At 73.3% G+C, this 22,511-nt stretch carries 26 protein-coding genes; 16 read left to right on the top strand and 10 right to left on the bottom strand.

Features of this window, described 5'->3' with window-relative positions; translation table 11 throughout:
• Nucleotides 1–288: 288 nt before the first annotated feature.
• The gene (locus tag ACVJ1F_RS03070; protein ID WP_456884623.1) at nt 289–894 is read left to right on the top strand and encodes a class I SAM-dependent methyltransferase; all 606 of its coding nucleotides are present in this window, start codon (nt 289–291) and stop codon (nt 892–894) included.
• A 305-nt stretch (nt 895–1,199) separates the two neighbouring features.
• On the opposite strand, the gene ACVJ1F_RS03065 is transcribed toward ACVJ1F_RS03070, so the two are convergent.
• Nucleotides 1,200–1,940: a helix-turn-helix transcriptional regulator gene (locus ACVJ1F_RS03065; protein ID WP_456884621.1), complete on the bottom strand. Its 741-nt coding sequence runs from the start codon at nt 1,938–1,940 to the stop codon at nt 1,200–1,202.
• A 113-nt stretch (nt 1,941–2,053) separates the two neighbouring features.
• Here ACVJ1F_RS03065 and ACVJ1F_RS03060 point away from each other — a divergent pair, with 113 nt between their 5' ends.
• From ACVJ1F_RS03060 to ACVJ1F_RS03035, 6 genes are read left to right on the top strand one after another with little or no spacing between them, the layout of a single operon-like run.
• Nucleotides 2,054–3,034: an ABC transporter substrate-binding protein gene (locus tag ACVJ1F_RS03060; protein ID WP_456884619.1), complete on the top strand. Its 981-nt coding sequence runs from the start codon at nt 2,054–2,056 to the stop codon at nt 3,032–3,034.
• On the top strand, nt 3,035–4,033 hold the full coding sequence (locus ACVJ1F_RS03055; RefSeq protein ID WP_456884617.1) for an amino acid ABC transporter permease: 999 nt from the start codon (nt 3,035–3,037) through the stop codon (nt 4,031–4,033). It abuts the gene before it with no gap.
• Nucleotides 4,030–4,845 (top strand): amino acid ABC transporter ATP-binding protein, encoded by an 816-nt coding sequence (locus ACVJ1F_RS03050; RefSeq protein WP_456884615.1) that lies wholly within the window; start codon nt 4,030–4,032, stop codon nt 4,843–4,845. The genes ACVJ1F_RS03055 and ACVJ1F_RS03050 overlap by 4 nt, the downstream gene beginning before the upstream one ends.
• Nucleotides 4,842–6,032: an aminotransferase class V-fold PLP-dependent enzyme gene (locus tag ACVJ1F_RS03045; protein WP_456884613.1), complete on the top strand. Its 1,191-nt coding sequence runs from the start codon at nt 4,842–4,844 to the stop codon at nt 6,030–6,032. Before ACVJ1F_RS03050 ends, ACVJ1F_RS03045 begins: the two co-directional genes overlap by 4 nt.
• The gene (locus tag ACVJ1F_RS03040) at nt 6,029–6,445 is read left to right on the top strand and encodes a Rid family detoxifying hydrolase (protein WP_123570699.1); all 417 of its coding nucleotides are present in this window, start codon (nt 6,029–6,031) and stop codon (nt 6,443–6,445) included. Before ACVJ1F_RS03045 ends, ACVJ1F_RS03040 begins: the two co-directional genes overlap by 4 nt.
• A 9-nt stretch (nt 6,446–6,454) precedes the next feature.
• The gene (locus tag ACVJ1F_RS03035) at nt 6,455–7,255 is read left to right on the top strand and encodes an Fpg/Nei family DNA glycosylase (RefSeq protein WP_456884612.1); all 801 of its coding nucleotides are present in this window, start codon (nt 6,455–6,457) and stop codon (nt 7,253–7,255) included.
• Between the two features lie 49 nt (nt 7,256–7,304).
• On the opposite strand, the gene ACVJ1F_RS03030 is transcribed toward ACVJ1F_RS03035, so the two are convergent.
• The gene (locus ACVJ1F_RS03030; protein WP_456884610.1) at nt 7,305–8,999 is read right to left on the bottom strand and encodes a PHP domain-containing protein; all 1,695 of its coding nucleotides are present in this window, start codon (nt 8,997–8,999) and stop codon (nt 7,305–7,307) included.
• A gap of 177 nt (nt 9,000–9,176) precedes the next feature.
• On the opposite strand from ACVJ1F_RS03030, the gene ACVJ1F_RS03025 reads away from it, so the two are divergent.
• The gene (locus ACVJ1F_RS03025; RefSeq protein ID WP_456884609.1) at nt 9,177–9,980 is read left to right on the top strand and encodes a hypothetical protein; all 804 of its coding nucleotides are present in this window, start codon (nt 9,177–9,179) and stop codon (nt 9,978–9,980) included.
• 2 nt (nt 9,981–9,982) lie between these two features.
• Here the strand turns inward: ACVJ1F_RS03025 and ACVJ1F_RS03020 are convergent, their stop codons facing one another.
• From ACVJ1F_RS03020 to ACVJ1F_RS03010, 3 genes are all read right to left on the bottom strand, one after another.
• Nucleotides 9,983–11,884 (bottom strand): ABC transporter ATP-binding protein, encoded by a 1,902-nt coding sequence (locus ACVJ1F_RS03020; RefSeq protein ID WP_402752092.1) that lies wholly within the window; start codon nt 11,882–11,884, stop codon nt 9,983–9,985.
• 112 nt (nt 11,885–11,996) lie between these two features.
• Nucleotides 11,997–13,049: a zinc-binding dehydrogenase gene (locus tag ACVJ1F_RS03015; RefSeq protein ID WP_456884607.1), complete on the bottom strand. Its 1,053-nt coding sequence runs from the start codon at nt 13,047–13,049 to the stop codon at nt 11,997–11,999.
• A gap of 75 nt (nt 13,050–13,124) precedes the next feature.
• Complete coding sequence (locus ACVJ1F_RS03010; RefSeq protein WP_456884605.1) at nt 13,125–13,688, bottom strand: TetR/AcrR family transcriptional regulator; 564 nt, start codon at nt 13,686–13,688, stop codon at nt 13,125–13,127.
• A gap of 97 nt (nt 13,689–13,785) precedes the next feature.
• Here ACVJ1F_RS03010 and ACVJ1F_RS03005 point away from each other — a divergent pair, with 97 nt between their 5' ends.
• From ACVJ1F_RS03005 to ACVJ1F_RS02985, 5 genes are all read left to right on the top strand, one after another.
• A complete protein-coding gene (locus ACVJ1F_RS03005) occupies nt 13,786–14,331 on the top strand; it encodes a GNAT family N-acetyltransferase (RefSeq protein ID WP_456884603.1) in 546 nt (181 codons plus the stop codon).
• 73 nt (nt 14,332–14,404) lie between these two features.
• Nucleotides 14,405–14,626 carry a hypothetical protein gene (locus tag ACVJ1F_RS03000; RefSeq protein ID WP_456884602.1) on the top strand — a complete coding sequence of 74 codons (222 nt, stop codon included), beginning with the start codon at nt 14,405–14,407 and terminating at the stop codon, nt 14,624–14,626.
• A gap of 111 nt (nt 14,627–14,737) precedes the next feature.
• Complete coding sequence (locus ACVJ1F_RS02995; protein WP_456884600.1) at nt 14,738–15,649, top strand: MerR family transcriptional regulator; 912 nt, start codon at nt 14,738–14,740, stop codon at nt 15,647–15,649.
• Nucleotides 15,650–15,701: 52 nt separating this feature from the next.
• Nucleotides 15,702–16,037, top strand: coding sequence for a PadR family transcriptional regulator (locus ACVJ1F_RS02990; RefSeq protein ID WP_056047026.1), 336 nt, complete (start codon nt 15,702–15,704; stop codon nt 16,035–16,037).
• Entirely contained in the window at nt 16,030–16,578 is a 549-nt protein-coding gene (locus ACVJ1F_RS02985) for an HAAS signaling domain-containing protein (RefSeq protein ID WP_456884598.1), read from the top strand. The genes ACVJ1F_RS02990 and ACVJ1F_RS02985 overlap by 8 nt, the downstream gene beginning before the upstream one ends.
• 58 nt (nt 16,579–16,636) lie before the next feature.
• On the opposite strand, the gene ACVJ1F_RS02980 is transcribed toward ACVJ1F_RS02985, so the two are convergent.
• Together ACVJ1F_RS02980 and ACVJ1F_RS02975 are read right to left on the bottom strand one after the other, a co-directional pair.
• The gene (locus ACVJ1F_RS02980) at nt 16,637–17,050 is read right to left on the bottom strand and encodes an SRPBCC family protein (protein WP_200413257.1); all 414 of its coding nucleotides are present in this window, start codon (nt 17,048–17,050) and stop codon (nt 16,637–16,639) included.
• A gap of 51 nt (nt 17,051–17,101) precedes the next feature.
• On the bottom strand, nt 17,102–17,374 hold the full coding sequence (locus ACVJ1F_RS02975) for a hypothetical protein (RefSeq protein WP_456884596.1): 273 nt from the start codon (nt 17,372–17,374) through the stop codon (nt 17,102–17,104).
• A 64-nt stretch (nt 17,375–17,438) separates the two neighbouring features.
• Between ACVJ1F_RS02975 and ACVJ1F_RS02970 the strand changes: the two genes are divergently transcribed.
• Complete coding sequence (locus tag ACVJ1F_RS02970) at nt 17,439–17,870, top strand: VOC family protein (RefSeq protein WP_456884594.1); 432 nt, start codon at nt 17,439–17,441, stop codon at nt 17,868–17,870.
• A gap of 78 nt (nt 17,871–17,948) precedes the next feature.
• On the opposite strand, the gene ACVJ1F_RS02965 is transcribed toward ACVJ1F_RS02970, so the two are convergent.
• Entirely contained in the window at nt 17,949–18,356 is a 408-nt protein-coding gene (locus ACVJ1F_RS02965; RefSeq protein WP_192124281.1) for a DUF7882 family protein, read from the bottom strand.
• Between the two features lie 544 nt (nt 18,357–18,900).
• On the opposite strand from ACVJ1F_RS02965, the gene ACVJ1F_RS02960 reads away from it, so the two are divergent.
• Both ACVJ1F_RS02960 and ACVJ1F_RS02955 read left to right on the top strand, forming a co-directional pair.
• Nucleotides 18,901–19,710 (top strand): formate/nitrite transporter family protein, encoded by an 810-nt coding sequence (locus tag ACVJ1F_RS02960; RefSeq protein WP_056047038.1) that lies wholly within the window; start codon nt 18,901–18,903, stop codon nt 19,708–19,710.
• A 143-nt stretch (nt 19,711–19,853) separates the two neighbouring features.
• Nucleotides 19,854–20,120, top strand: a complete 267-nt coding sequence (locus ACVJ1F_RS02955; protein WP_200413255.1) for a hypothetical protein — start codon at nt 19,854–19,856, stop codon at nt 20,118–20,120.
• A gap of 154 nt (nt 20,121–20,274) precedes the next feature.
• On the opposite strand, the gene ACVJ1F_RS02950 is transcribed toward ACVJ1F_RS02955, so the two are convergent.
• Together ACVJ1F_RS02950 and ACVJ1F_RS02945 are read right to left on the bottom strand one after the other, a co-directional pair.
• Complete coding sequence (locus tag ACVJ1F_RS02950; RefSeq protein WP_456884591.1) at nt 20,275–21,672, bottom strand: FtsX-like permease family protein; 1,398 nt, start codon at nt 21,670–21,672, stop codon at nt 20,275–20,277.
• Nucleotides 21,669–22,475: an ABC transporter ATP-binding protein gene (locus ACVJ1F_RS02945; protein WP_456884590.1), complete on the bottom strand. Its 807-nt coding sequence runs from the start codon at nt 22,473–22,475 to the stop codon at nt 21,669–21,671. Before ACVJ1F_RS02945 ends, ACVJ1F_RS02950 begins: the two co-directional genes overlap by 4 nt.
• Between the last annotated feature and the right edge of the window lie 36 nt (nt 22,476–22,511).

Raw genomic sequence — 22,511 nt, 5'->3', positions numbered from 1 at the left:
GTCGATGCGACGCCCCGCAGTCGAGGTCGAGGTGGCCCCCCCCGCGCCGGGGGGGGGGGGGCGCCCCCCGGGGGGGGGGGGGGGCGCCCCCGGGGGGGGGGCCCCCCGCCCCCCCCCCCCCCGCCCCCCGGCCCCCCCCCCCCGCCCCCCCCCCCCCCCCCGGGGGGCGGGGCCCCCCCCCCCCGGGGGGGGGCCCCACTCCGACTCCGACCCCGGCTCCGGCTCCGGCTCCGACTCAGGCCCCGGCCCCGGCCCCGGCCCCGAGCCACGACTCCTAGGCTGCGGGGCATGACATCCGACGTCGGGGAGCGCTACGCCGCGCGGGCCCGCGAGTACGTCGACCACCTCGGCTCGATGTCGTCGGTGCACCCCGCCGACGAGCACCTGGTCACGTCCTGGGCGACGACGGTCGAGGGCCCCGTGCTCGACGCGGGCTGCGGGCCGGGCCACTGGTCTGGGCACCTCGCCGCGCGGGGCGTCCGCGTGCGTGGTCTCGACCGGGTCCCGGCCTTCGTCGAGCACGCGCGCCGCACCCACCCGGACGTCTCGTTCAGCCTGGGCGACGTCGACGCCCTGCCCTACGAGCCGGGCGAGTTCGCAGGAGTCCTCGCCTGGTACTCGCTGATCCACCACGACCCGGGCAGCATCCGGCGCCCGCTCCGCGAGTTCGCCCGGGTGCTCCGGCCGGGCGGCGGGCTGCTCGTCGGGTTCTTCACGGGGTCGACCGTCGAACCGTTCGACCACGCGATCACGACCGCGTGGCGCTGGGCACCCGACCTCCTCTCGGACGAGCTGCGCGCCTCCGGGTTCGACGTGCTCGAGACCCACACCCGCACGGGACCACGGTCCGGGCCGAGGCCCCACGGCGCGATCATCGCCCGTGTCGCACCGTAGACCGAGCGTCGCCCCCCCCCGGTGGGGGGGGGGGCGGCCCCGCGGCGGGGGGGCGCCCCCCGGGCCCGCGCCCGGGGGCCCCCCCCCCCCCCGCCCCCCCCCGGCGGCCCCCCCCCCCCCCCCCGGGCCCCCCCCGGCGCCGGCGGGGGGGGGGGGGGGGGGGGCCCCGCCCCCCCCCCCCGGCCCGCCCCCCCGGCGGGGCCCCCCCCCCCCCCCCCCCCCCCCCCGCCGGGGGGGGGCGGCCCCACGTCCAGTCGGCGGTGCGACTCCCGCGTGACCGGAGCCGGGGGCACGCGCCGCGCCCGTCAGCCGCCCTGGCGCACCTGCCGCACGTACCGGTACACCGTCGGCTCGGACACGTGCAGCGCCTCGGCCACCTGGGCCACCGCGCCCTTGAGCAGGAAGACCCCCGCCCGTTCGATCTCGCGCACGGCCGCGACCTTCTCGTCGGGCGTCATGCGGTGCGGCTCGACGCCCTGGGCCGCCACGATGCGGGCGACGCCGTCGAGGGCGAGCTCGTCGACGTTCATGCTCAGCCGCTCGGCGACCGGCCCCGACGACGAGGTCGAGGCGGGGCACGCCTCGGACCCGGAGCCCAACGGCGCCCCCTTGACCAGCCCCGTCGTCGCCGTGATGGCCGCGAGCAGGTCACGAGCCCGGGTCAGCGGCTCGTCGTCGATGTTGAGGCAGAGCATGCCCACGACGTCGCCGCCCGTGTCGCGGATGAAGAAGGTCGACGAGCGGAACGTGCCGCCGGTGCGGGACTCGGCCAGGTAGTTGGCCAGGTAGTCGCGGTCGTCGTGCTCGTGGTTCTGCAGCACCTTGAGCACGAGGTCGGTCGCCGGCCCGCCGACGCTGCGCCCGCTGACGTGGCCGTTCGTCAGGGCGACGATCGACCGGCTCAGGTCGCTCGTGTCGTGCAGCACGACCTCGGTCCGCGGCCCGAGCAGCTCGGCGAAGAAGTCCATGAGCGGCAGGTAGGGCTCGAACTCGGCCCGCAGGACCCGGCTGGCGTCGACCACGGTGGCGCTGCTGGCTCTCGTCATGCCCCCAGGTTACCGGCATGTAACGAAATCGTCGCACTGTGATAATTTCTTCTCATCTCGCCGATCACTCGGCTAGCTTCCGATGACCGACGACGCTCACGAAAGGCTCGACCATGACCCGAACCCGCTCCCGCTCCGCCCTCTGGGGCACCGTCGCCACGGGCGCCGTCCTGGCCCTCGGCCTCACGGCGTGCGGCGGCCCGAGCGCCCCGCAGCCCGGCGACGCCTCCGGCGACGCGTCCGGCGGCGCCTCGTCGTCGTCCTCGACCATCCCCGACACGAGCGCACTGCTCGACGCCGTCCAGGTCGACGACGCCCTCGCCGCCCAGGTGCCCTCCGACATCAAGGACGCCGGCACGCTCGTGGTCGGCTCGAACGTCCAGTCCGCGCCGAACAACTTCTACGCGGCCGACGGCTCGACCGTCATCGGCTCGGACCACGACCTCATCACCGCGGTCGGCAAGAAGCTCGGCCTCGACGTCGAGTACGAGAACCAGGACTTCGGCTCGCTCATCACCAGCCTGCAGTCCGGCCGCGTCGACGTGACCATCGCTGCCATGAACGACACGGCCGAGCGCCAGCAGGCGATCGACTTCGTCGACTACCTCACCTCGGGCATCACGCTGATGGTGCAGAAGGGCAACCCCGACGACATCACCGGCCCCGACGCGCTCTGCGGCAAGGCCATCGCCGTCGTCACCGGCACCAGCCAGCAGGAGTTCGCCGAGGCCACCAGCACGCAGTGCGAGTCCGACGGCGAGGAGGCCCTCGACATCACGGTGACCGACAGCGACAGCCAGAACCAGACGCAGCTGCGCACCGGCCGCATCGACGCCATCGTCAACGACCTGCCCAGCGCGGTCTACATCTCGAAGACCGCCCAGGACGGCCAGGCCTTCGAGGTCGTCCCCGGCGACGTCATCGACGGCGCCCCCTACGGCATCGGCGTCAACAAGGACGACGCCGAGCTGCGCGACGCCATCGCCGCGGCCCTCGACTCGCTCATCGACGACGGCACCTACGGCGAGGTGCTCGACGCCTGGGGCATCACCTCGGGCAGCGTCACCGAGGCCACCGTCAACGGCGGCAAGTAGGTGGCGACCGCACGACCGACGGGCACCGACCCGGGCGACGCCACCCGCGCCTCCTCGGCCGGACGCGGCGGCGGGCCCGCCGGCGGCCGGGAGCTGTTGCCCCAGGTGCGACTGAAGCACTGGGGCCGCTGGGTCAGCGCCGTCATGATCGTGGTGCTGCTCGTCGCGCTCGTCTACGGGGCGTCGCAGGGCGACATCTCGTACCGCGACATCCCGTACTACCTGGTGTCGCCGATCATCCTGCAGGGCCTCGTCGGCACCATCGTGCTCGCCGTGGTCGCCCAGGTGAGCGCGGTGGTCATCGGCGTCGTCATCGCCCTGATGCGCATCTCGAAGAACCCGGTGGCGCAGGCCTTCGCGGCCGGGTACACCTGGCTGTTCCGTGGCCTGCCCGTGCTGCTGCAGATCCTGCTCTGGTACAACCTGGCGCTGATCTTCCCGCGCCTGACCCTCGGGGTGCCGTTCACCGACGTGGTGTTCCTCGACGTCAGCACGAACGACGTCATGACCACGTTCGTCGCGGCGTTCCTCGGTCTGGCCCTCAACGAGAGCGCCTACATGGCCGAGATCGTGCGCGCCGGCCTCAAGAGCGTCGACCGCGGCCAGATCGAGGCCGCCCAGTCGATCGGGCAGACCCCGATGCAGCGCATGGCCCGCATCGTGCTGCCCCAGGCGATGCGCATCATCATCCCCCCGACCGGCAACGACTTCATCAACATGCTCAAGGGCACGGCGATGGCGTCGGTCATCGGCTACCTCGAGTTGATCAAGGCGGCGAACAACATCGCCTCGTTCAACCTGCAGGTCATGGAGACCCTGATCGCCGCGGCGATCTGGTACATGGTCATCGTCAGCGTGGCGAGCGTCGGCCAGTTCTACCTCGAGCGCAGCTTCGACCGCCAGGACCGCCGCCCCGGCGGGCCGCCGAACGCCCGCGCCCTCCGCCGCAAAGTCGCCGCCGACCTCGGCCGCGCACCCCTCGTGAGGAGCACCCCGTGACCACGACCGACACGACGACCGCAGGAGGCGCGGTGCCCGCCGCCGAGGCGGCCCCCGTCCTCGAGGCCATCGGCATCGGCAAGTCGTACGGCAGCCACGAGGTGCTGCGCGACGTCTCGATGACCGTGCGCAGCGGCGAGGTGGTCTGCATCATCGGCCCGTCGGGAGCCGGCAAGTCGACGTTCCTCCGCACCCTGAACCGGCTCGAGGAACCCGACGCGGGCGAGGTCTGGGTGGGCGGCGAACCGATGGGGTTCGAGCTCCGCGACGGCGTGCTGCACGAGCTGACCGAGCGCCGCCTGTCGGCGCAGCGGGCCCGCACGGCCATGGTGTTCCAGCACTTCAACCTGTTCCCGCACCTGACCGTGCTGGGCAACGTGCTCGAGGGCCCCGTCCGCGTGCAGCGCCGGTCGGCCAAGGAGGCGCGGCGCGAGGCCGTCGAGATCCTCGAGCGGGTGGGCCTCGGCGACAAGGTGGACGCCTACCCCGGCCAGCTCTCGGGCGGGCAGCGGCAGCGCGTGGCCATCGCCCGGGCCGTCGCGATGAAGCCGCTCTTCCTGCTCTTCGACGAGCCGACCTCGGCCCTCGACCCCGAGCTGGTCGGCGAGGTGCTCAAGGTGATGGGCGACCTGGCGCGCGACGGCATGACGATGCTCGTCGTGACGCACGAGATCCAGTTCGCCCGCGAGGTCGCCGACCGCGTTGTCTTCATGGCCGACGGCGGCATCGTCGAGCAGGGGCCGGTCGAGCAGGTGCTCGGCGCCCCGCGCGAGACGCGCACCCGGCAGTTCCTGCAGCGGGTGCTGGCGTGACCTCGGGCTCTGCGACGGGCACGGCCACGGGCACGGGCACGGGCGCAGGCACGGGAGCGGCGGCCCCCGGCTCGGCGCTCGACGCCTACCTCGCGTCGTTCGCCGAGCCGGTCGGCTACCTGAACTTCGGCAGCTACGGGCCTCCGTCCAGGGACGTCGTCGAGACGATCGGACGCCTCGCCTCCGCGGCGAGCGCCGGCGTCCCCTCGTCGGGCCTGCACGCCGAGGACGAGCGTGCCCTCGCCGCGGTCGCCCGCCTCACCGGGTTCGACCGTGGAGGGGTCGCCCTCACCGGCAGCACGTCGCTCGGGCTGATGCAGATCGCGTTCGGACTGCCCCGGGGCGAGGTCGTGGTCAGCAGCGCCGAGTTCCCGTCGAACCTCTACGCGTGGTGGCGCTCGGAGGAGGCCGGGCTCACGACGGTGCGGCCGCTGCCCGCCGTCCCGGGGCAGCCGCTGGCGCCCGTCACGCCCGAGCGCGTGGCCGACGCGGTCGGGCCCGACACCGTGGCCGTCGCGGTGAGCGCGGTCGACTTCCGCACGGGCACCGTCGCCGACCTCGCCGGGCTGAGGGAGGCCGTGGGCGACCGCCTGCTCGTCGTCGACGGCATCCAGGGCTTCGGCGTCCTCGACGCCGACTGGACCCTCGCCGACGCGCTCGTCGTCGGCGGCCAGAAGTGGCTGCGGGCGGGCTGGGGAACCGGGTTCGTGGCGCTGTCCTCGCGGGCCCTCGCGCGCCTCCGTCCGGTCCTCGGCGGCTGGACCGGCGTCGAGGGCGCCTCACGCTACGACGGCGTGCCGCACGCCCCGCTGCCCGGGGCGCAGCGCTTGTCGGTGACCAACGGGTCGCCGTTCGCGTCGGGTGCCCTGGCCACGGCGCTCGAGCAGCTCGAGTCGGTCGGCGTCGGCGTCGTGGCGTCCCGCGTGGCGGACACGGCGGGCGACCTGATCGCCCGTCTCGAGGCCGCAGGGGTGCCCGTGCTCTCCCCCGTCGAGCGATCACGACGGGCGGGACTCGTCGTGGCCGGCGTGCCCGCGGGTGAGGCCGCGGCCGTCGGCGCACGGCTCGAGGCCGAGGGCGTCACGGCGACCGTCCACGGCGACGACCGCGTGCGCCTCTGCGTGCACGCCACCACCACCCCGGCTGCGGTCGACGCGGCCCTGACCGTCCTGGGAGGACGACGATGACCCTCGACCCGAACCCCCTCCGCGCCGTGCACACCGACGCCGCCCCGGCCGCGATCGGCCCGTACTCGCAGGCCGTCCGGGTGGGCGACCTCGTCTTCGTGTCGGGCCAGCTGCCGATCGACCCGGCCACGGGCGAGTTCGCCGGGCCGGACGTCCGCGACGAGGCGGCCCAGTCCCTGCGCAACGGGGTCGCCGTGCTCGAGGCCGCGGGGTCGGGCGTCGACCTCGTCGTCAAGACGACGGTGCTGCTGGCCGACATCGCCGACTTCGCGGTCGTGAACGAGGCCTACGCCGAGGTCTTCCACGGCGGGGTGCTGCCGGCGCGCGCCGCGTACCAGGTCGCCGCACTGCCCAAGGGCGCCCGGGTCGAGATCGAGTTCGTCGCGGCGGTCGCGCCGGGGCACGCCGGGTAGCATCGCGGCATGCCGGAGGGTGACAGCGTCCACCTGCTGGCCGCGCGCCTCCGTCCCTCGCTCGTCGGGCAGGTCGTCGTCGACGGCGAGCTGCGGTCGGGCGGCCGGGCGGGCGAGTCGCTCGCCGGTCGGCGCGTCGTCGAGGTCGACACCCACGGCAAGCACCTGCTGACCCGCTTCGACGACGCCACCACCCTGCACACGCACCTGCGCATGCAGGGGTCGTGGACGCTCACGCGCCCCGGCCGCGTCCTGCCGTCCCGGCTGCAGCGGCAGGTGCGGGTGCGTGCCCGGCTCGACGACGGCCACACCCTCTGGGGCGTCGACCTGCCGGTCGTCGACCTGGTGCCGACCCGGGACGAGCACGCGCTGGTCGGCCACCTGGGCCCCGACCCGCTGCGCCCCGACTGGGACCCCGAGGAGGCGCGACGTCGCCTGGCCGCACTCCCCGACGTCACGGTCCGTGCCGCGCTGCTCGACCAACGTCCGATGGCCGGCCTCGGCAACCTCTGGGTCAACGAGGTGGGGTACCTGCGTGGCGTGCACCCGGCCTCCCCGATCAGCGAGGTCGACCTGGTGAAGCTCGTCGACGTGGCCGCGCGCGCCCTGCGCTTCTCGGTCTCGACGCCCGGCGCCTACCAGGTCACGACGGGCCGGACGCGCCGCGGCGAGACGCACTGGGTCGTCGGCCGGGCCGGACGCCCGTGCCTGCGCTGCGGCACCCGCGTCGAGGCGCGCGACGACCCTCCGACGCCGGACGGCCGCACGCGGCGGGCCTGGTGGTGCCCGCGGTGCCAGCCCGCGGCGTGACGCGGGGACGGTCGCGACGACGTTCCCCCAGGAGTGGGCCGCGGCCGGCTCAGCGCACGCTGACGAAGATCGGGTTCGCGTAGAGCCAGGTGTCGGCCCACGGGTCGGCCGGGCTGATCGGGAACGGCTGGGGTGCCCGCGGGTCGACGTCGGCTCCGAGCGGGCCGACGCCGTGCACCTGGCCGTCGCTGCCGCGCAGGCGCACGTAGCCGTCCTCGGTGGCGGGCTCGAGCGGCACGACGACGCGGAACGGAGCGGCGGACCGGTCGGCGACGTCGAGCAGCTCGACGACCCGGGTGGCGGGCGCGCGCTGCTCGTCGCGGTCGGCCGCGGGTCCGGTGACGCGGCCACGGATCACGTCCAGGTGGGCGAGCCGCGGGATCGTGCCCCGTGAGGTGGGCGTCGCCGTGGGCACGACGTCGACCACGAGCTCGAGGGCGGTGCCGCGCGGGACGGTGAGGGTCCCGCCCAGGGTGGCCTGCGCCTCCTGCCCGCCGGTGGCCCGGAGCACGACGGACAGCCCGGCGACCAGGTGCCCGTGGTCGACCCAGAGCCGACCGGCGCGGATCGCGTCGAGCAGGGCGGCGGACGACCGGTCGACGGCGCCGACGTGGTTCCGGCTGAACTCGCCCGGCCAGAAGTCGGCGCCGTTCTGGGGCGTGGCCGTCGCGACCGGGTCGGGGCGGCGGCCGGCACGGTCGAAGTTGCCGAGCGTCGCGCCGGACTCCCAGCCGGGCCCGGTCGGGAAGTCGCCGACGCGCGTGGCGTCGGACTCCTTGAGGTGGAGGTCGCTGTTCGAGGTGATCCACCAGCGCCGGCCCTCGCTGAGCAGCGAGTCCCACACGCCGCCGACGACGGCCGTCGTCCAGTCGAAGCCGCCGTGGGTCAGGTAGGCCTCGGCGGGGTAGCCGGCGAACGAGAACTCGCTGGGGGCGTTCTCGTACTCGCCCCGCCGCGAGCGCGCCGACGCGTTCGCGGCGACGGCACCCGCCTGGGCACCGGGGGCGCCCTCCATGCCGACGAACACCTCGGGGTCGGCGTCCTGCCAGGCCCGCAGCTCGCCGGGCGAGTCGATGCCGAGGCGGCTCGGGTGGTTCGCCAGGACGATCACGTCGTCGACGACGCCCGCGCTCTTCTGGGCGCCGAGCCAGGCGATCGCGTCGGTGGCGTGCACGAGCCATTCGGCGGCGTCGTCGGTGCCGGGGCGCGGCTTCTCCCAGCCGTTCAGCTTGCCGTCGTGGTCGAGCTCGAAGCGGCGCAGCACACGGGTCGTGGCGGGACCGGGTGCGACGAGCACGGTGGCGTGCTCGGCGCCGGGGATGTACCACTCGAGCCCCTGCAGCACGAGCAGGTCGGGCCGGGCAGCCCGCGCGGTCTCGATCTCGCGGGCGGCGTTGAACACCCCGCCGACGTTGGCGTGGCCCTTGTTGCTGTGCTCGGTGAAGGCGATGGCGTCGACCCCGAACCTCTGCGCCTGGTCGAGGATCGTCGTCATGGGGTACTTCGCGTCGTGCGAGTAGACCGAGTGCACGTGGTGGTCGAAGACCAGCCACGAGAGGGCGACCGGATCGACGACGGCGGGCGCCGACGGCAGCGGCGCCGCCTGCGCGGGGTCCGCTCCCCGCAGCCCCTGGGCCGTCGTCCCCACGGCGACCGTCGCGGCGACGGAGGCCCCGAGGAAGGTCCGGCGCGAGAGGCCCGATCCGGTCGGCGCGGACTGCTCGGGGCGGGGGTCGAGGGACATGGCTTCACTTTCGTCGGGCGGGCGTCCCGACCGTAGGCAGCGGGCCTGAACCGCAGGCCAACGGTCGGGGACGCGGATGACACCGGGCGTTCACGATCCGTTCCCCCGGGTGCGCGACAGTCCCGGCGTCGCCGCGCGCTCCCCGCCGCGCAGTCCACGCACCCACCGAAGGTCCCGATGCCCCCCTCCGCCCCCGCCGTCCGTCGTCTCCCCTCGCGCGCCTCCGGACGGAGCCTGCTCGTCGCGGCGGCCCTCGCCGCCGGCGCGGTCGCCGGCCTGGCCGGCCCCGGTGCCGCCGTCGCCGCCCCGGCGCCCGCACCCGCCGACCCCGCGCCGCTCGTGCTGCGCGACGCCGCGGGGACCGCGATCGTGTCGGGCGACGCACGCGCCGATCCCTCGTTCGCCTCGGCGCTGCTCGCCGCGGGCTGCCCGGTCGACGCGGACGACGCCGCCCGGCTCTCGGTGACGTCGGGAGGCGCGACCGTCGTCACGTCCCCGAGCGTCGCGGTGACCGCGGGGCAGCCGGTCGAGGTGCCGATGGCCATCTCGTTCGAGGAGGTGGTCGCCGCCGGCGTCGAGGAGGGCGGAGCGACGCTCTCGCTGGAGTGCCTCGTCGTCGAGTCCGGCATCCCGTCGACGGTCGTCGTCGCGGCGACGCTGCCCGTGACCTTCGCCGCGGGGACCTGGTCGGTGCCCGGCGCCGAGGTCGACCCGGCTCCGCCGATGGACGACCCGACCGCGCTGCCGACCGCCCCCGGCCCGGCACCCTCCCCCGCACCCACGGACGGGGCCGCGGCCGGGACGGACTCGACGCCGCGACCCTCGGCCACGGCCCGGCCCTCCGCCGACGGAGCCCTCGCCTTCACGGGCGGTCAGGTCGCCGGGGTCGGCGCTCTCGCCGCGGGGCTGCTCGCGGCGGGCACCGCCCTCGTGCTGCGGCGACGCCGGACCGCTCCCGTCGACGGGCCGCCCGCGGAGTAGGGCTACGGCGCGCTCGGCGCCTGCTCGTCCGCGGCGACGTCCTTCTGCACGGCGAACTGCGTGCGGTGCAGTTCTTCGTAGCGGCCGGCCGCGGCCAGCAACTCCTCGTGGGTGCCGCGCTCCACGATCGAGCCGTCCTCGACCACGAGGATCTGGTCCGCGCTGCGGATGGTGGACAGGCGGTGCGCGATGACCAGCGCGGTCCGCCCCTCGAGCGCCTCGCTGAGGGCCGCCTGCACGGCGGCCTCGGACGTCGAGTCGAGAGCCGCGGTCGCCTCGTCGAGGATGACGACGCGGGGCTGCGCCAGCAGGAGGCGCGCGATGGTCATCCGCTGACGCTCGCCTCCCGAGAGCCGGTAGCCGCGCTCCCCCACCATCGTGTCGAGCTGGTCCGGCAGCGACCGGATGAGGGGCTCGAGCCGCGCGCGGCGGACGGCGTCCCACACCTCGTCGTCGGTCGCGTCCGGCCTCGCGAGACGCAGGTTGCTGAGGATCGTCTCGTGGAACAGGTGGCCGTCCTGGGTCACCATGCCCAGCGTGTGGCGCATCGAGGCGAAGGTCACGTCGCGGACGTCCGTCCCCGCGAGGCGCACGGCGCCGCCGTCGACGTCGTACAGACGCGACATCAGCTGCGCGATCGTGGACTTCCCGGCACCCGACGTGCCCACGAGCGCGACGGTCTGCCCGGGCTCGATCCGGAAGGACACGCCGTGCAGCACCTCCTCGCCACCGCGGGTGTCGAGGGTGGAGACCTCCTCGAGGGAGGCGAGGGACACCTTGTCGGCGGACGGGTACGCGAAGCGGACGTCGTCGAACTCGACGCTCACCGGGCCCTCGGGGACGGAGGCGGCGGTGGGCTTCTCCTGGATCAGCGGTTCGAGGTCCAACACCTCGAAGACGCGCTCGAAGCTCACCACCGCGCTCATGATCTCGACCCGCGCGTTCGCGAGGCCGGTCAGCGGCACGTACAGGCGCGTGAGGAGGAGGGCCAGCGTGACGACCTCGCCGGTGTCGAGCTGGCCGGCGAGCGCGAGGGCGCCGCCCAGCCCGTAGACGAGCGCGAGGGCGAGGGCGGAGACGAGCGTCAGGGCGGTGACGAAGACGAACTGCAGCAGCGCGGTCCGGACCCCGATGTCGCGGACCCGGGCGGCACGGACGCGGAACTCCTCCGCCTCCTCGTCGGGACGGCCGAACAGCTTGACGAGGGTGGCCCCGGGCGCGGAGAAGCGCTCGGTCATCTGCGTGCTCATCGCGGAGTTGTGGTCGGCGGCCTCGCGGCGCAGCGCGGCCAGGCGGCTGCCCATGCGCCGCGCGGGGACCAGGAAGATCGGCAGCATGACCACGGCGAGGACCGTCACGAGCCAGGACGTGCTGAGCATCACGATCAGCGTGAGGACCAGGGCCACGACGTTCGTGACGACGCCCGACAGGGTGCCGCTGAAGGCTTGCTGGGCGCCGATCACGTCGTTGTTGAGGCGGCTCACGAGGGCGCCCGTGCGGGTGCGGGTGAAGAACGCGATCGGCATCTTCTGCACGTGGTCGAAGACGGCGGTGCGGAGGTCGAGGATCACGCCCTCGCCGATCCGGGCCGAGAACCAGCGTGTCACGAGCGAGACGCCGGCGTCGGCCAGCGCCACGACGGCGATCAGGACGGCGAGCCGCACGATGGACGCGAGTTCGCCCCGCGCGACGATGACGTCGACCACCCGGCCGGCCAGCACGGGCGTCGCGACCGCGAGGACGGCACCCACCACGGACAGGGCGATGAAGACGACGAGCTTCGACCGGTAGGGCACCGCGAACGTCATGATCCGCCGGACGGACGCGCGCGAGATGCCGTGCCCGCCGTCCCGTGCGGACGAGATCTTGTAGAGCGAGCTCCAGGCCGCGCCTTCCATGCTCATGGTGCTTCCTTCCGTGGGGGCCTGGCCCAATGTAGACGGCGGATCGCCCCGGGCTCGCAGCAGCCGTGCCCGGGCCGGTGCGACGATGCCCGGGACGGTCGGCGGGCCGTCGTCAGGGAAGGAGGACGACCTTGCCGTCGAGGGTGCGGGACTCGGCGAGTTCGAGCGCGCTCGCGACGTCGGTGAGCGGGAACCGCGCCGCGACGTTCGCCGTGAGGACGCCGTCCCGGACGAGTTCCAGGACATGGGTGAGGTCCTCGTCGAGGCGTTCCCGGTACGCCTTCCCTCGGGTGCCGTGGCCTGCCCAGAGGTCGTAGAAGGTGGCGCGCCTGCCGTTCGGGAGGGCGTTCCAGGTCAGGATGCGGCCCAGGTGCCGCAGGAACGGCGGCCAGAGGCTCCCGGTGCCGCTGACGGCGGCGATGATCGCGTACGACACCAGGGTGCCACCGCGGCCGAGCAGGGACCACGAGGTCCGCGCCGTCTCCCCACCGACGTTGTCGAAGACCGCCGCCAGGCCCCCGGCGGGAGCCGACCGGCGCACGGTCGACGCGAGGTCCGGGTCGGCGTAGTCGACGGGGACCACCCCTCGCGCCCGCAGGGACTCGTGGTGGCGCGGGGACGCCGCCGCGATGACGTGGACGCCCGCGTGCTGGGCCATCTGGATCAGGAGCCCGCCCACGCCTCCGTTCGCCCCGAACACGAGGATCGTGTCCCCGGCCTGCACGCGGGCGGCTCGGTGCAGCATCTGCCACGCGGTCACGCCGTTGACGGTGACCGCCTCGGCGAGGTCGGCGGCGAGTCCGTCGGGGACCACGACGCTGTCCCGGGCGGCGACGATCGCGTGTCCGGTCCAGGCGCCGGTCTTCGTCAACGTCGCCACGCGTCGGCCCACGAGTCCGCGGTCGGCGTCGGTGCCCGCCGCCAGCACGGTGCCGACGAGGTCGTAACCGGGGGTGAAGGGGAAGGCCGGCTGAGCGAAGTACCGGCCGCGACGCATCGCCTGTTCGGCGTACGAGATCCCCGTGGCCTCGACGGCCACGAGGAGTTCGCCGGCGCCGGGCGTCCCGACGGGGGCGGCGAGGTCGACCACGAGTCCGTCGGGTTCGACGAGGCCGGGAAGGACGATCCGCGTCGTCGTGGTGGGGAGCGAGGTGATCGCGTTCATGGTGTTCCTCCTTGTTAGTGTTCAGTCAGTCACAACTGCGGGGATGCAGAAGGACGAGCGTGCGCGCCGCCAGGATCAGTCGCGGTGGCGGATGCCGGCGGTGAGGGTCGAGGCCCAGGACTGCGGCACGCGGGCGAGGTCCGCCTGGACGACGAGGTGGCAGAGCTGCCCGTAGGCGATGAACCGCTGCACGGCGTCGGGGGCGGCACCGGAACCCTCGGTGACGGCCTCGACGACGGCACCGAGTCCGTCGTGGACGGCCCGACGGACCGCGGCCACGTCCGTCGCCGCCTGTGCGTGCGACTGCATCAGGATGAGGTCGCGGTCGGCGATCAACTGGACGTAGGCCTCGGTCATCGCGTCGAGGACGCCTTCCGGCGTCGTCGCCGCGGCCGCTGCCCCGGCCTCGCGCATGGTCGCCTCGACGAGGGCGTAGGTGTGCCGGACGGCCGCGACGAAGAGCCCTTCCTTGCCGTCGAAGAGTCGGAAGACGTAGGCCGGCGAGACCCCGGCCGCGGCAGCGACGTCGGCGACCGGGGTCGCGTGGAGGCCCTTGCGGGCGAAGACGTGCACGGCGGCGGTCGTGATGAGCGCACGTTGCGCTTCCGCCGTCGATCGTGTCGAGGTGCCTGAGGTCATGTGACTGAGTGAACACTCACATGGGTGATCTGTCAACCGTGATCGTGCGGACAGCAGCCATTCGCCGGCGGCCGGGCGATGCACGAGGATCGACGTCATGGACAGGGACACCCTGGCGTCGACCCCCCGGCTGACCCTCCGCCTGCATCGCGACGACGATCTGGAGCGACTCCTCGCGATCCACTCACGACCGGACGTCTCGCGGTACCTCCTGGAGGAGCCCTGGACGATCGAGTCCGGACGGGCACAGCTCGATCGGCGCCTGGGTCGGACGGACCTCGCCGAGCCCGTCGGAGCACTCGCCCTCGTCGTCGAACGGGAGGGACGGCTCATCGGCACGGTGGCGCTGTGGCGCACCGAGTCCGAACCCCGCACGCTCGAGGTCGGATGGACGCTCGATCCCGACCACGGAGGCCAGGGTTTCGCGGGCGAGGCGGTCGCGGCCGCGCTGCGGCTCGCCTTCGCCCGGGACGACGTCCATCGCGTGACCGCGCAGATGGACGGCCGCAACACGGCCTCCGCCCGACTCGCGGCCCGGGTCGGCATGCGGCAGGAGGCGCACCACCGGCAGGACTTCTGGAGCAAGGGCGAATGGACCGACACCCTCGTCTTCGCGATGCTCGCCGACGAGTTCCCCGGGTGACGCGTCGGCCCCGGGGGGACGTCGACGGGCAGACTCGTGCCGAGGAGTCCACCGCGACGGAACGGAGACGGGCATGTTCATGAGGCGTGGCGGATCGACCGAGGGATGGGCGCTCATCGGGTTCGGAGTCGTCGCCTGCCTGTTCTCGGCGCTCGCCCTGTCCGGCGCGTTCGGCTCGGTGCCGGAGGGCGGTCGCGCGGGGACGTTGGCCTACCTGGGCATCCCCGTGGGCATCGCGGCGATCGTCGTCGGCATCGTCGGCCTCCGTCGTGACGACCATCGCGCCGGGGACTGACCCCGCGCCTTCGTCGGTGGGCGTTGCGGGACCGCCCGGGTTGCAGGTGCCGCAGCGTCATGTGGTCTGCTCGAAGCACGTCCCGTGTCGTCCCGCGTCGAAAGGCCCGCCATGCATGCCATCCCGGTTCCGCCCCGTCAGGTCCTGATCGGCGACGCCGCGGCGTTCGTCGGCGTGACTCCCCGGGCGATCCGCCACTACCACCAGATGGGCCTGCTCCCCGAGCGCGAGCGGGGCACCGACGGCCGACGGCGCTACGGCTACGCGGAGATCATCCGGCTGCTGTGGATCCGCCGGATGGCCGACGCCGGAATCGCCCTCGACGACATCCGTGACGCCTTCACCGGGGCCGCGCCGGGCGCGGACGCCGGCGTGACCGAGACCACGGACGAGGTCGCCGGCGTCCTCGCCCGGCTGGAGGACACCCTCGCCGCGCAGGAGGACGAGCTGCGCCGGAAGAGGGAATCGGTCCGGCGCATGCGGATGCTCGGCAGTCGCCTGGGGCTTCTCGACGAGATCGTCTCCACCCGGCTCGAGGCCGCGCCCGAGGGCTCGCTGCGGCAGGACGACCTCGACACGCTGCTGGTCACCGAGCGCATCTTCGGCCCGCTGGGTGCCGTCCTCCAGGCGAGCCGATTCCTCGTGCTGGCCCTGCACCCCGAGCTGCGTGCCGAGTCCGACCGCGTCGACGCCGCCGAGGAGGCGCTCGACGACTCGGTCGCCGTCGACGACCCCCGGGTGGCACGGGTGGCGGCCGAACGGCACGCCTTCGACATCAGGCTGCTGGGCCTGGTCGAGGAGTCGGGCCAGCGGGACGAGGACGACGCGATCTTCGACGCATGGGACGATCGACACCCCACCGAGGGTGCCGAGGCGGCGCCGGCGCCCGAGACGGCGGCGGGCTCCCGCGCCAGGAGCGCGGCGGACGTCATCCGGAGCATGCCGTACGACTTCTCCCCCGCCCGCCTGCGCTGCATGGAACTGGCCCTCCACCTGGCGGTGGCCGAGACGCCCACGCCCTGAGCGGTCTCGCGAGCCCTTGACCTGTCTTGCACCGCAAGGTAGCTTGTGACGCATGACAGCAGACGTGGGGGCGCAACTGCGCAAGGGGGTCGTCGAGTACTGCATCCTCGGACTGCTCGACCGTGAGCCCATGTACGGCTGGCAGCTCTCCGAGCAGCTCGTCGAGGCGGGTCTCGTCGCGAGCATCGGGACGCTCTACCCCATCCTCGGTCGCCTCCGGGCCCAAGGCCTGGCGACCGCCTTCGACCAGCCGTCCGCGACGGGGCCCGTCCGCAAGTACTACCGGCTCACACCCCTCGGGCGCGACCAGCTCGGTGCCTTCCGCCTCCAGTGGGCTCCGTTCACCGCCTCGGTACACCGACTCATCGGAGAAGACACCCGTGACTGACACCACACCCGAGATCACCACCGCCTACCTCGCGCAGCTCGACTCCGAGCTCGACCAACTCCCGGCAGACCTCCACCGGGACATCGTCACCGGCATCCGGGAGGAGCTCCAGGGTCTCGACGCCGAGGCCGCGGCCGCGCGCATCCGGCAACTCGGCGACCCGGCCTTCATCGCTGCCGGGGCGCGCGCCGAGACCGTCGGCGAGGCTCCTCTCACCAGCCCGGACGCGCCTCCTCCCGGTCGGACGTTCTCGATCGTCGCGGTCGTCGTCCTGATCGTCGGCTCGTTCCTGGTGCCGGTCGTCGGTGCACTCGCCGGCCTCCTCTTCGTCAGCCAGGCGAGGGCCTGGAGCCGACGGGAGAAGGCGGCCTCGTGGCTCGCCTCCGTGGGCGTGGTACTCCTCGCCCTCGCGGCCTCGACGGTGATGGCCTCGGCGGGTCTCAGCGGCACCCACCTCGTCGTCCTGGTCGCCTACCTCGTGTTCCCCGTCGTCGGCGTCGTGCTGGCCGTCCGCGCACAGCGCCGGGGCTGGCACGCCTGACGCGAGCTCCTGCTCGTCGCGGGACGACCTCCGAGCCGTGCGCCCGTCGGCCGTTCCCCTACCGGGCGCGCGGGAGACGCTCGTCGAGCAGCGTCGCCAGCCGGTCGAGGTCACCACGAACGAGGCGGGCATCGGACTCGACGTCCGCTTCCGACATCCCGTCCCGGCGGAAGAGGGTGAAGACGGCTTCGCTCCCCTGGTCGTTGGCCACGACGCGGAAGGGGTTGCTCACGACCGTCCCGTCCGGCAGGGTCACGTCGTGGTCGAGGATGCCGAGCTCCACCGGCCCGGTGAACGCGACCTCGACGACCCCCATGGGTGAGTCCGTGAACCACCGCCCCTCGTCGTGACGGATGCCGGCGCTCAGACCGGCCGCCCACGCGGGCAGGTTCTCCGGGTCGCCGGCGACGCTCGAGACGGCGGTGACGTCGTGGTCGAACGCACGTGAGATGTGGACGGCGGGCCAGGTCATGCCGGGAAGCTAGCAGCGTTCCGCCCGACGGGCGACCCTCGCGTCGCCGCGTCAGCCCCGGCGGCGCGCACCTCGTCGGTAGCCGAGCCATGCCGCCAGGACGAGCAGGCCGACGACGAGGACGACCGCGCCCACGAGACTCGCGGTCGAGAACACGTGCACGCCGTCGGCGGTGAAGGTCGTGTCCGACAAGGGGGCGTACGCGAACCACCCGAAGGACACGGGTCGCGCCGACGCGACGACGAGCACGACGACGCCCACGACGGACGCCGCCAGACCGCCACCCAGGACGACGCGGGAGACCAGGCCGGCACGTTGTGTCATGCCCGGACCATAGCGTGCGCGGTAGGCGGTCGCCAGCGCTCCGATCGAGGCGTAGCCTCCCCTCGTGGACCTCCAGCTGCGCCAGACCGTGCTCGACGCCGAGGACGCCCGCGGTCTCGCGTCCTTCTACTTCGCGCTGGTCGGTGGGACCTACCGCCCCGGGGACGAGCCACCCACGGACGGGTCGGACGATCGGGCCCAGTGGGTGACGTTCCGCACCTCCGAGGGCGTCCGCCTCGCCTTCCAGCGAGTCCCCGAGCTGCCCCGGGTGACCTGGCCCGACGGGCCGGTGCGCCAGCAACTCCACCTCGACTTCATGGTGGCCGACGCCGACGCGCTCGAGCGCCAACGGTCATTGGCCGTCTCGCTCGGCGCGACGGTCGTCGACGACCAGAGCGCCGACCCCGACGAGGCCCTCTACGTCTTCGCCGATCCGGCAGGGCACCCGTTCTGCATCTTCGTCGCGAGCGGAGTCGGAGACCCGACCGCCTGGTGAACGGCGTCGCGCCGGTCCCTGCAAGCACCCTCCGGACGTGGAGCCCCGCGGGCTAGGCCAGACGTGGCGCCCCGCGGGCTAGGCGCGACTCGGCGGTCTCGCCGCCCTCGTCCTCGACGGCTCGGGACGGTCGGTGGCCCAGTCGACGTGCGTGCCGGTCACGCCGGGCAGGTGGGTCGCCGGGTCGTGATCGGGCTCTGCTTCGGGGTAGAGGCCCCGGCCTGACGACGCACTGGCGTAGAGCGCCGCGAGCCACGTGGGGTTGATCTCGACCGTGCGGCTGCCGGCGAACTTGAACCGGAGGCTGATCTGGGGCGAGAGCCAGACGGTCGACCGGCCGTCGCCGGTCTCGATCGGTTCCTTCCACGAGAACATGAACGACTCGTTCTGGCGGAACTTGTTCACGATGACGATCTGGAGGTGGGCGAGGAGACGGTCCTCGACCTTGAACTCGAGGACGTCGCCGTCGTAGACGATGTATCCCATGGCTGCTCCTAGACGGAGAACGCCCGACGGTGCTGACAGCAGGGTCTGAGCTGTGGTGGTGTGCGGATCTCACTGCGCACTGCGCCGGCCGTCTTCGCGACGCCACACGTGGTGACGAGACCACATCGGTGATGCGTCCGCTCGGCTCTCCTCGAGACCTGACACTAGACCGCCGACGAGGAAGGGCGACAGGGTCCCGACCCGAACGGGACCCTGTCGCCGGCAGCTCGCACCGGACCCGGCCGGTGCCAACGCACGCCTTGAGGACCTGAACCACCCTCAAGACATGCCCAGCCTGCGCCTGCGCCCGGGATGCCCGACAGATCTGGACTTAAGCCGAACGCTTTGATAGTCACGGGCGCGGTGGGCGTTGCGGCAGCGTCGACGTCCCCGAGCACGACGCCGGGCACGAGGGATCTCCTCGAGAGCCTGGCCGCCCGCGCCTCCTGACCCCGGGTGATCCAGGAGCGGCGTCACACGGAGTCCGTTTCGTCTCTACTGTTCACCCCGAGGACGAGACTCGTTCCCGCGAAAGGAACGAGCGATGAGCGAACGACGTCGGCGAGAACTGGGCGAGTCGGACGAACCCCTCGAGGACGAACTCGACGAATCGTTCGACGCGACCGTGGAAGAAGGCGCCGAGCGACTGCACCGCACCCTCCGCACCACGCTCATCACGGGCTTCTTCGGAGGCCTCGAGGTCGGCCTGGGCATCATGGCGATGCTCGCCGTGCTGACCGAGACGGGCAGCCACCTGCTCGCGGGCCTGGCGTTCAGCATCGGGTTCCTCGCGCTGCTCCTGGCGCACTCGGAGCTCTTCACCGAGAACTTCCTCCTGCCGATCGCCGCACTCGCGGCGAAGGAGGGCACGTTCCTGCAACTCCTCAAGCTCTGGGGCGCCACGTTGGTCGCCAACCTGGCCGGCGGGTGGATCTTCATGTGGCTCGTCGTCCAGGCCTTCCCCGAATGGCACACGACCCTCGACGAGTCGGCCCACCACTTCGTGGACGCTCCGTTCTCCCTGCAGACCGTGATCCTGGCCGTCCTGGGTGGCAGCACGATCACGCTGATGACCCGCATGCAGCACGGAACCACCTCCGACCCTGCGAAGATCGCGGCTGCCGTCGCCGGGGCGTTCCTCCTGGCCGGCTTGCAGCTGTTCCACTCGATCCTCGACTCGCTCCTCATCTTCGGGGCCATCCAGGCGGGCAGCGACATCAGCTACGCCCAATGGGCGGGGTGGTTCGGCTACACGTTGCTCTTCAACATCCTCGGCGGGCTCGTCCTCGTCACCTCCCTGCGGCTGCTCCGCACGAAGGAGCTCTTTTCGAAGGCGCGGGACGAGAACGAGTGAGGAGGCGCGGGAGCGGTTTCCCCTCGGCCGGACCTGGCCGTCGCACCAGACCGTGACGGCACGCTCGACCGTCGCCGCACCTCCTTGAATGATCGCGGCACTCGACGTACGGTGAAAGTGCCGATGACGTCGAGGGAGTGGTCATGGACGAGGACGCGGAACAGCCGAGAGGTCGGCTCCGACTGCAACGGCCGACGTTTCGAGGGTCCTCCGTCGGCTGGGGCATCGGAGCGGTCTTCTGGCTCGTCTGCGCGGTCCAGGCTCTGGTCGGGGTGGTGCAGGACGGAGGCACGTCCGTCGTCGGCGCCCTGCTCCTGGTCGGACTGACCGCCCTGGCGGTGGTCTGCGTCATCGGCACGGTGGCGACGATCCGGCATCCCCGTCCGGCGCCTCCCGCCACGGACGCCTGACCGATTCCGCTCGTCGGCGGTGGACCGGCGGATGCCCCCTGGTCGGCCGAGGAACCCCGTTTGCGACGATGAACCCCGATCTTTCGGGGTTCATCGTCGTGAACGGGGTTCATCAGACCGCCGGCGAGTGGCGCACCGGGCGCCGCCGCTCCGGTCAGCGCGCGGCGAGCGCCTCGACCGGGGTGACCGACGTGGCACGGCGGGCCGGGACGAGGGCGGCGACCCCGGCCAGCACGGCGGCCGTCACGGCCAGGCCGAGCAGCAACGGGACGGGCAGCGTCGGCGCGATCAGCAGGCCCTGGTTCGCCGAACCGAGCAACGCCTGGGCTCCGGCCCAGCCGTAGACGACGCCGAGCACGACCCCGACGACGATCGCCGTCAGCGCCATCTGCGTCGCCTCGAGCAGGATCATGCGGCGCACCTGACCCGCGGTCGAGCCGATCGCGCGCAGCAGACCCAGCTCGCGCCTCCGTTGCAGGACGCTCAGTGACATGTCGTTGACCATGCCGACGGCGGCGATCACGGCCGAGAAGCCGACGAGGGCGGCGACGATCAGCAGCGTCGTGGTGAACACCTGGTCGAGCTCGGCGGCGTACGACGGGTCCTGTTCGATCGAGTAGATGAAGCTGCGCAGCGTCTCGAGCGCGACCGACAGGGTCGTGACCAGGGTCACGCCGATCACGATGCCGATCGTGGCGCGCGTGCTGCGCTCGGGCTGACGCACCGCGTTCTCGGCGGCGAGGCGGGCCACCTGGCTCGTGCCGAAGGTCCGACCGACGGCGCTCAGCACGGCGGGCATCAGCGCGTGGGCGCCGACGACGACCCCGGTGAACGACAGCACGCCACCGAAGAACGCGATCAGCACGCCCATCGCGTCGACCAGCCCGACCACGACCCCGGCGACGAGCAGCAGACCACCGCCGGCGACGAGGAGGGCGGCGACGACCGTCCGCACGAGGCGACGGCTCCGGCCCGCGACGGGGGCGTCCTGCGCGGCGTCGGTCGCCTGCAGCGGCGTCACCTGCAGCACGCGACGCGAGCCGACCCAGGCCGCGGCGACCGTGGTCAGCACGACGGCGACGGCCGGGACGAGACCGCCCACCGAGAAGTACGAGTACGCGAGGTCGGGCAGGCGACCGCGACCGACGAGCACCCGCACGGCGACGACGAAAAGGGCGAGCCCCACGAGTGTCCCGAGCACGGCCCCGGCGACCCCGACCACGAGACCCTCGCGGGCGACGGCCCGACGCTGGTCCCGTGCGGACGAGCCGAGCAGGCGCATCAGGGCGATCGTCGGCGTCCGGCCGGCGACCACGGTGGCGAAGGTGTTGGCCGTGACGATCGCCCCGACGTAGAGCGCGAGGCCGACGAAGACCGCGGCGACGAAGCCGAGCATCGTCGAGACCGTGCCGCTCGCGGCGACCGCGGCGTCCGAGGCGACGATCTGCTCCAGCACGTGGGTGACGCCGAGCAGGCCGACGCCGAAGGTCGTGCCGAGAGCGGCCACGAGGATGCTCGGACGGTGCTCGAGCAGCTGGTCGCGGGCGCTCACGCGACACGCTCCAGGTCGAGCATGACGCCCGAGATCTCGGCCGAACTGCTGCGGTCGATCTCGTGCACGATGCGGCCGTCGGCGAGGAACACCACGCGGTCGGCGTAGCTCGCCGCGACCGGGTCGTGGGTGACCATCGCGATGCTCTGGCCGTGGTCCGTCGACGCGGTGCGCAGCACGTCGAGCACGTCGCGGCCGGCCTTCGAGTCGAGGTTGCCGGTGGGCTCGTCGGCGAAGATCAGGTCGGGCCGGGTGGCGAGGGCGCGGGCGATCGCGACGCGCTGCTGCTGCCCGCCCGACAGCTGGTGGGGCCGGTGCGTCAGCCGGGCACCGAGGCCGAGCGTGGCGACGAGCCAGTCGATCCAGGCGCGCTCGTCGGCCGTGGCCCGACGCCCGTCGAGACGGAACGGCAACTCGATGTTGGCCGACACGTCGAGGGTGGGCACGAGGTTGAACGCCTGGAAGACGAAGCCGATGCGGCGACGACGCAGCAGCGTCAGCTCGGTGTCGTCGAGGCCGGTGATGTCGGTGTCGCCGAGCAGCACCCGGCCCGAGGTGGCCGAGTCGAGACCGGCGGTGATGTGCATCAGGGTCGACTTGCCCGAGCCGCTCGGGCCCATGACGGCCGTGAACCGGCCGGCCGGCAGGTCGAGCGAGACGTCGCGCAGCGCGTCGACGCGGCCGTCGCCCTGGCCGAAGGACTTCGTGACGTTCCGGACGCGGGCGACGGGGACCGCGCCTCCTCGGGTCGGGTCAGCCGGACGGGGAGACGGGACGGGCTGGGGCTGGGGAGTGGGGGTCATCGTGATCTTCCTGTGCGGGTCGTGGGGGCGTGGTGA

The sequence above is a fragment of the Frigoribacterium sp. 2355 genome, from assembly GCF_054060695.1.
Note: the sequence above shows the minus strand (reverse complement) of the source record. Positions and strands in the feature narration are given on the sequence as shown.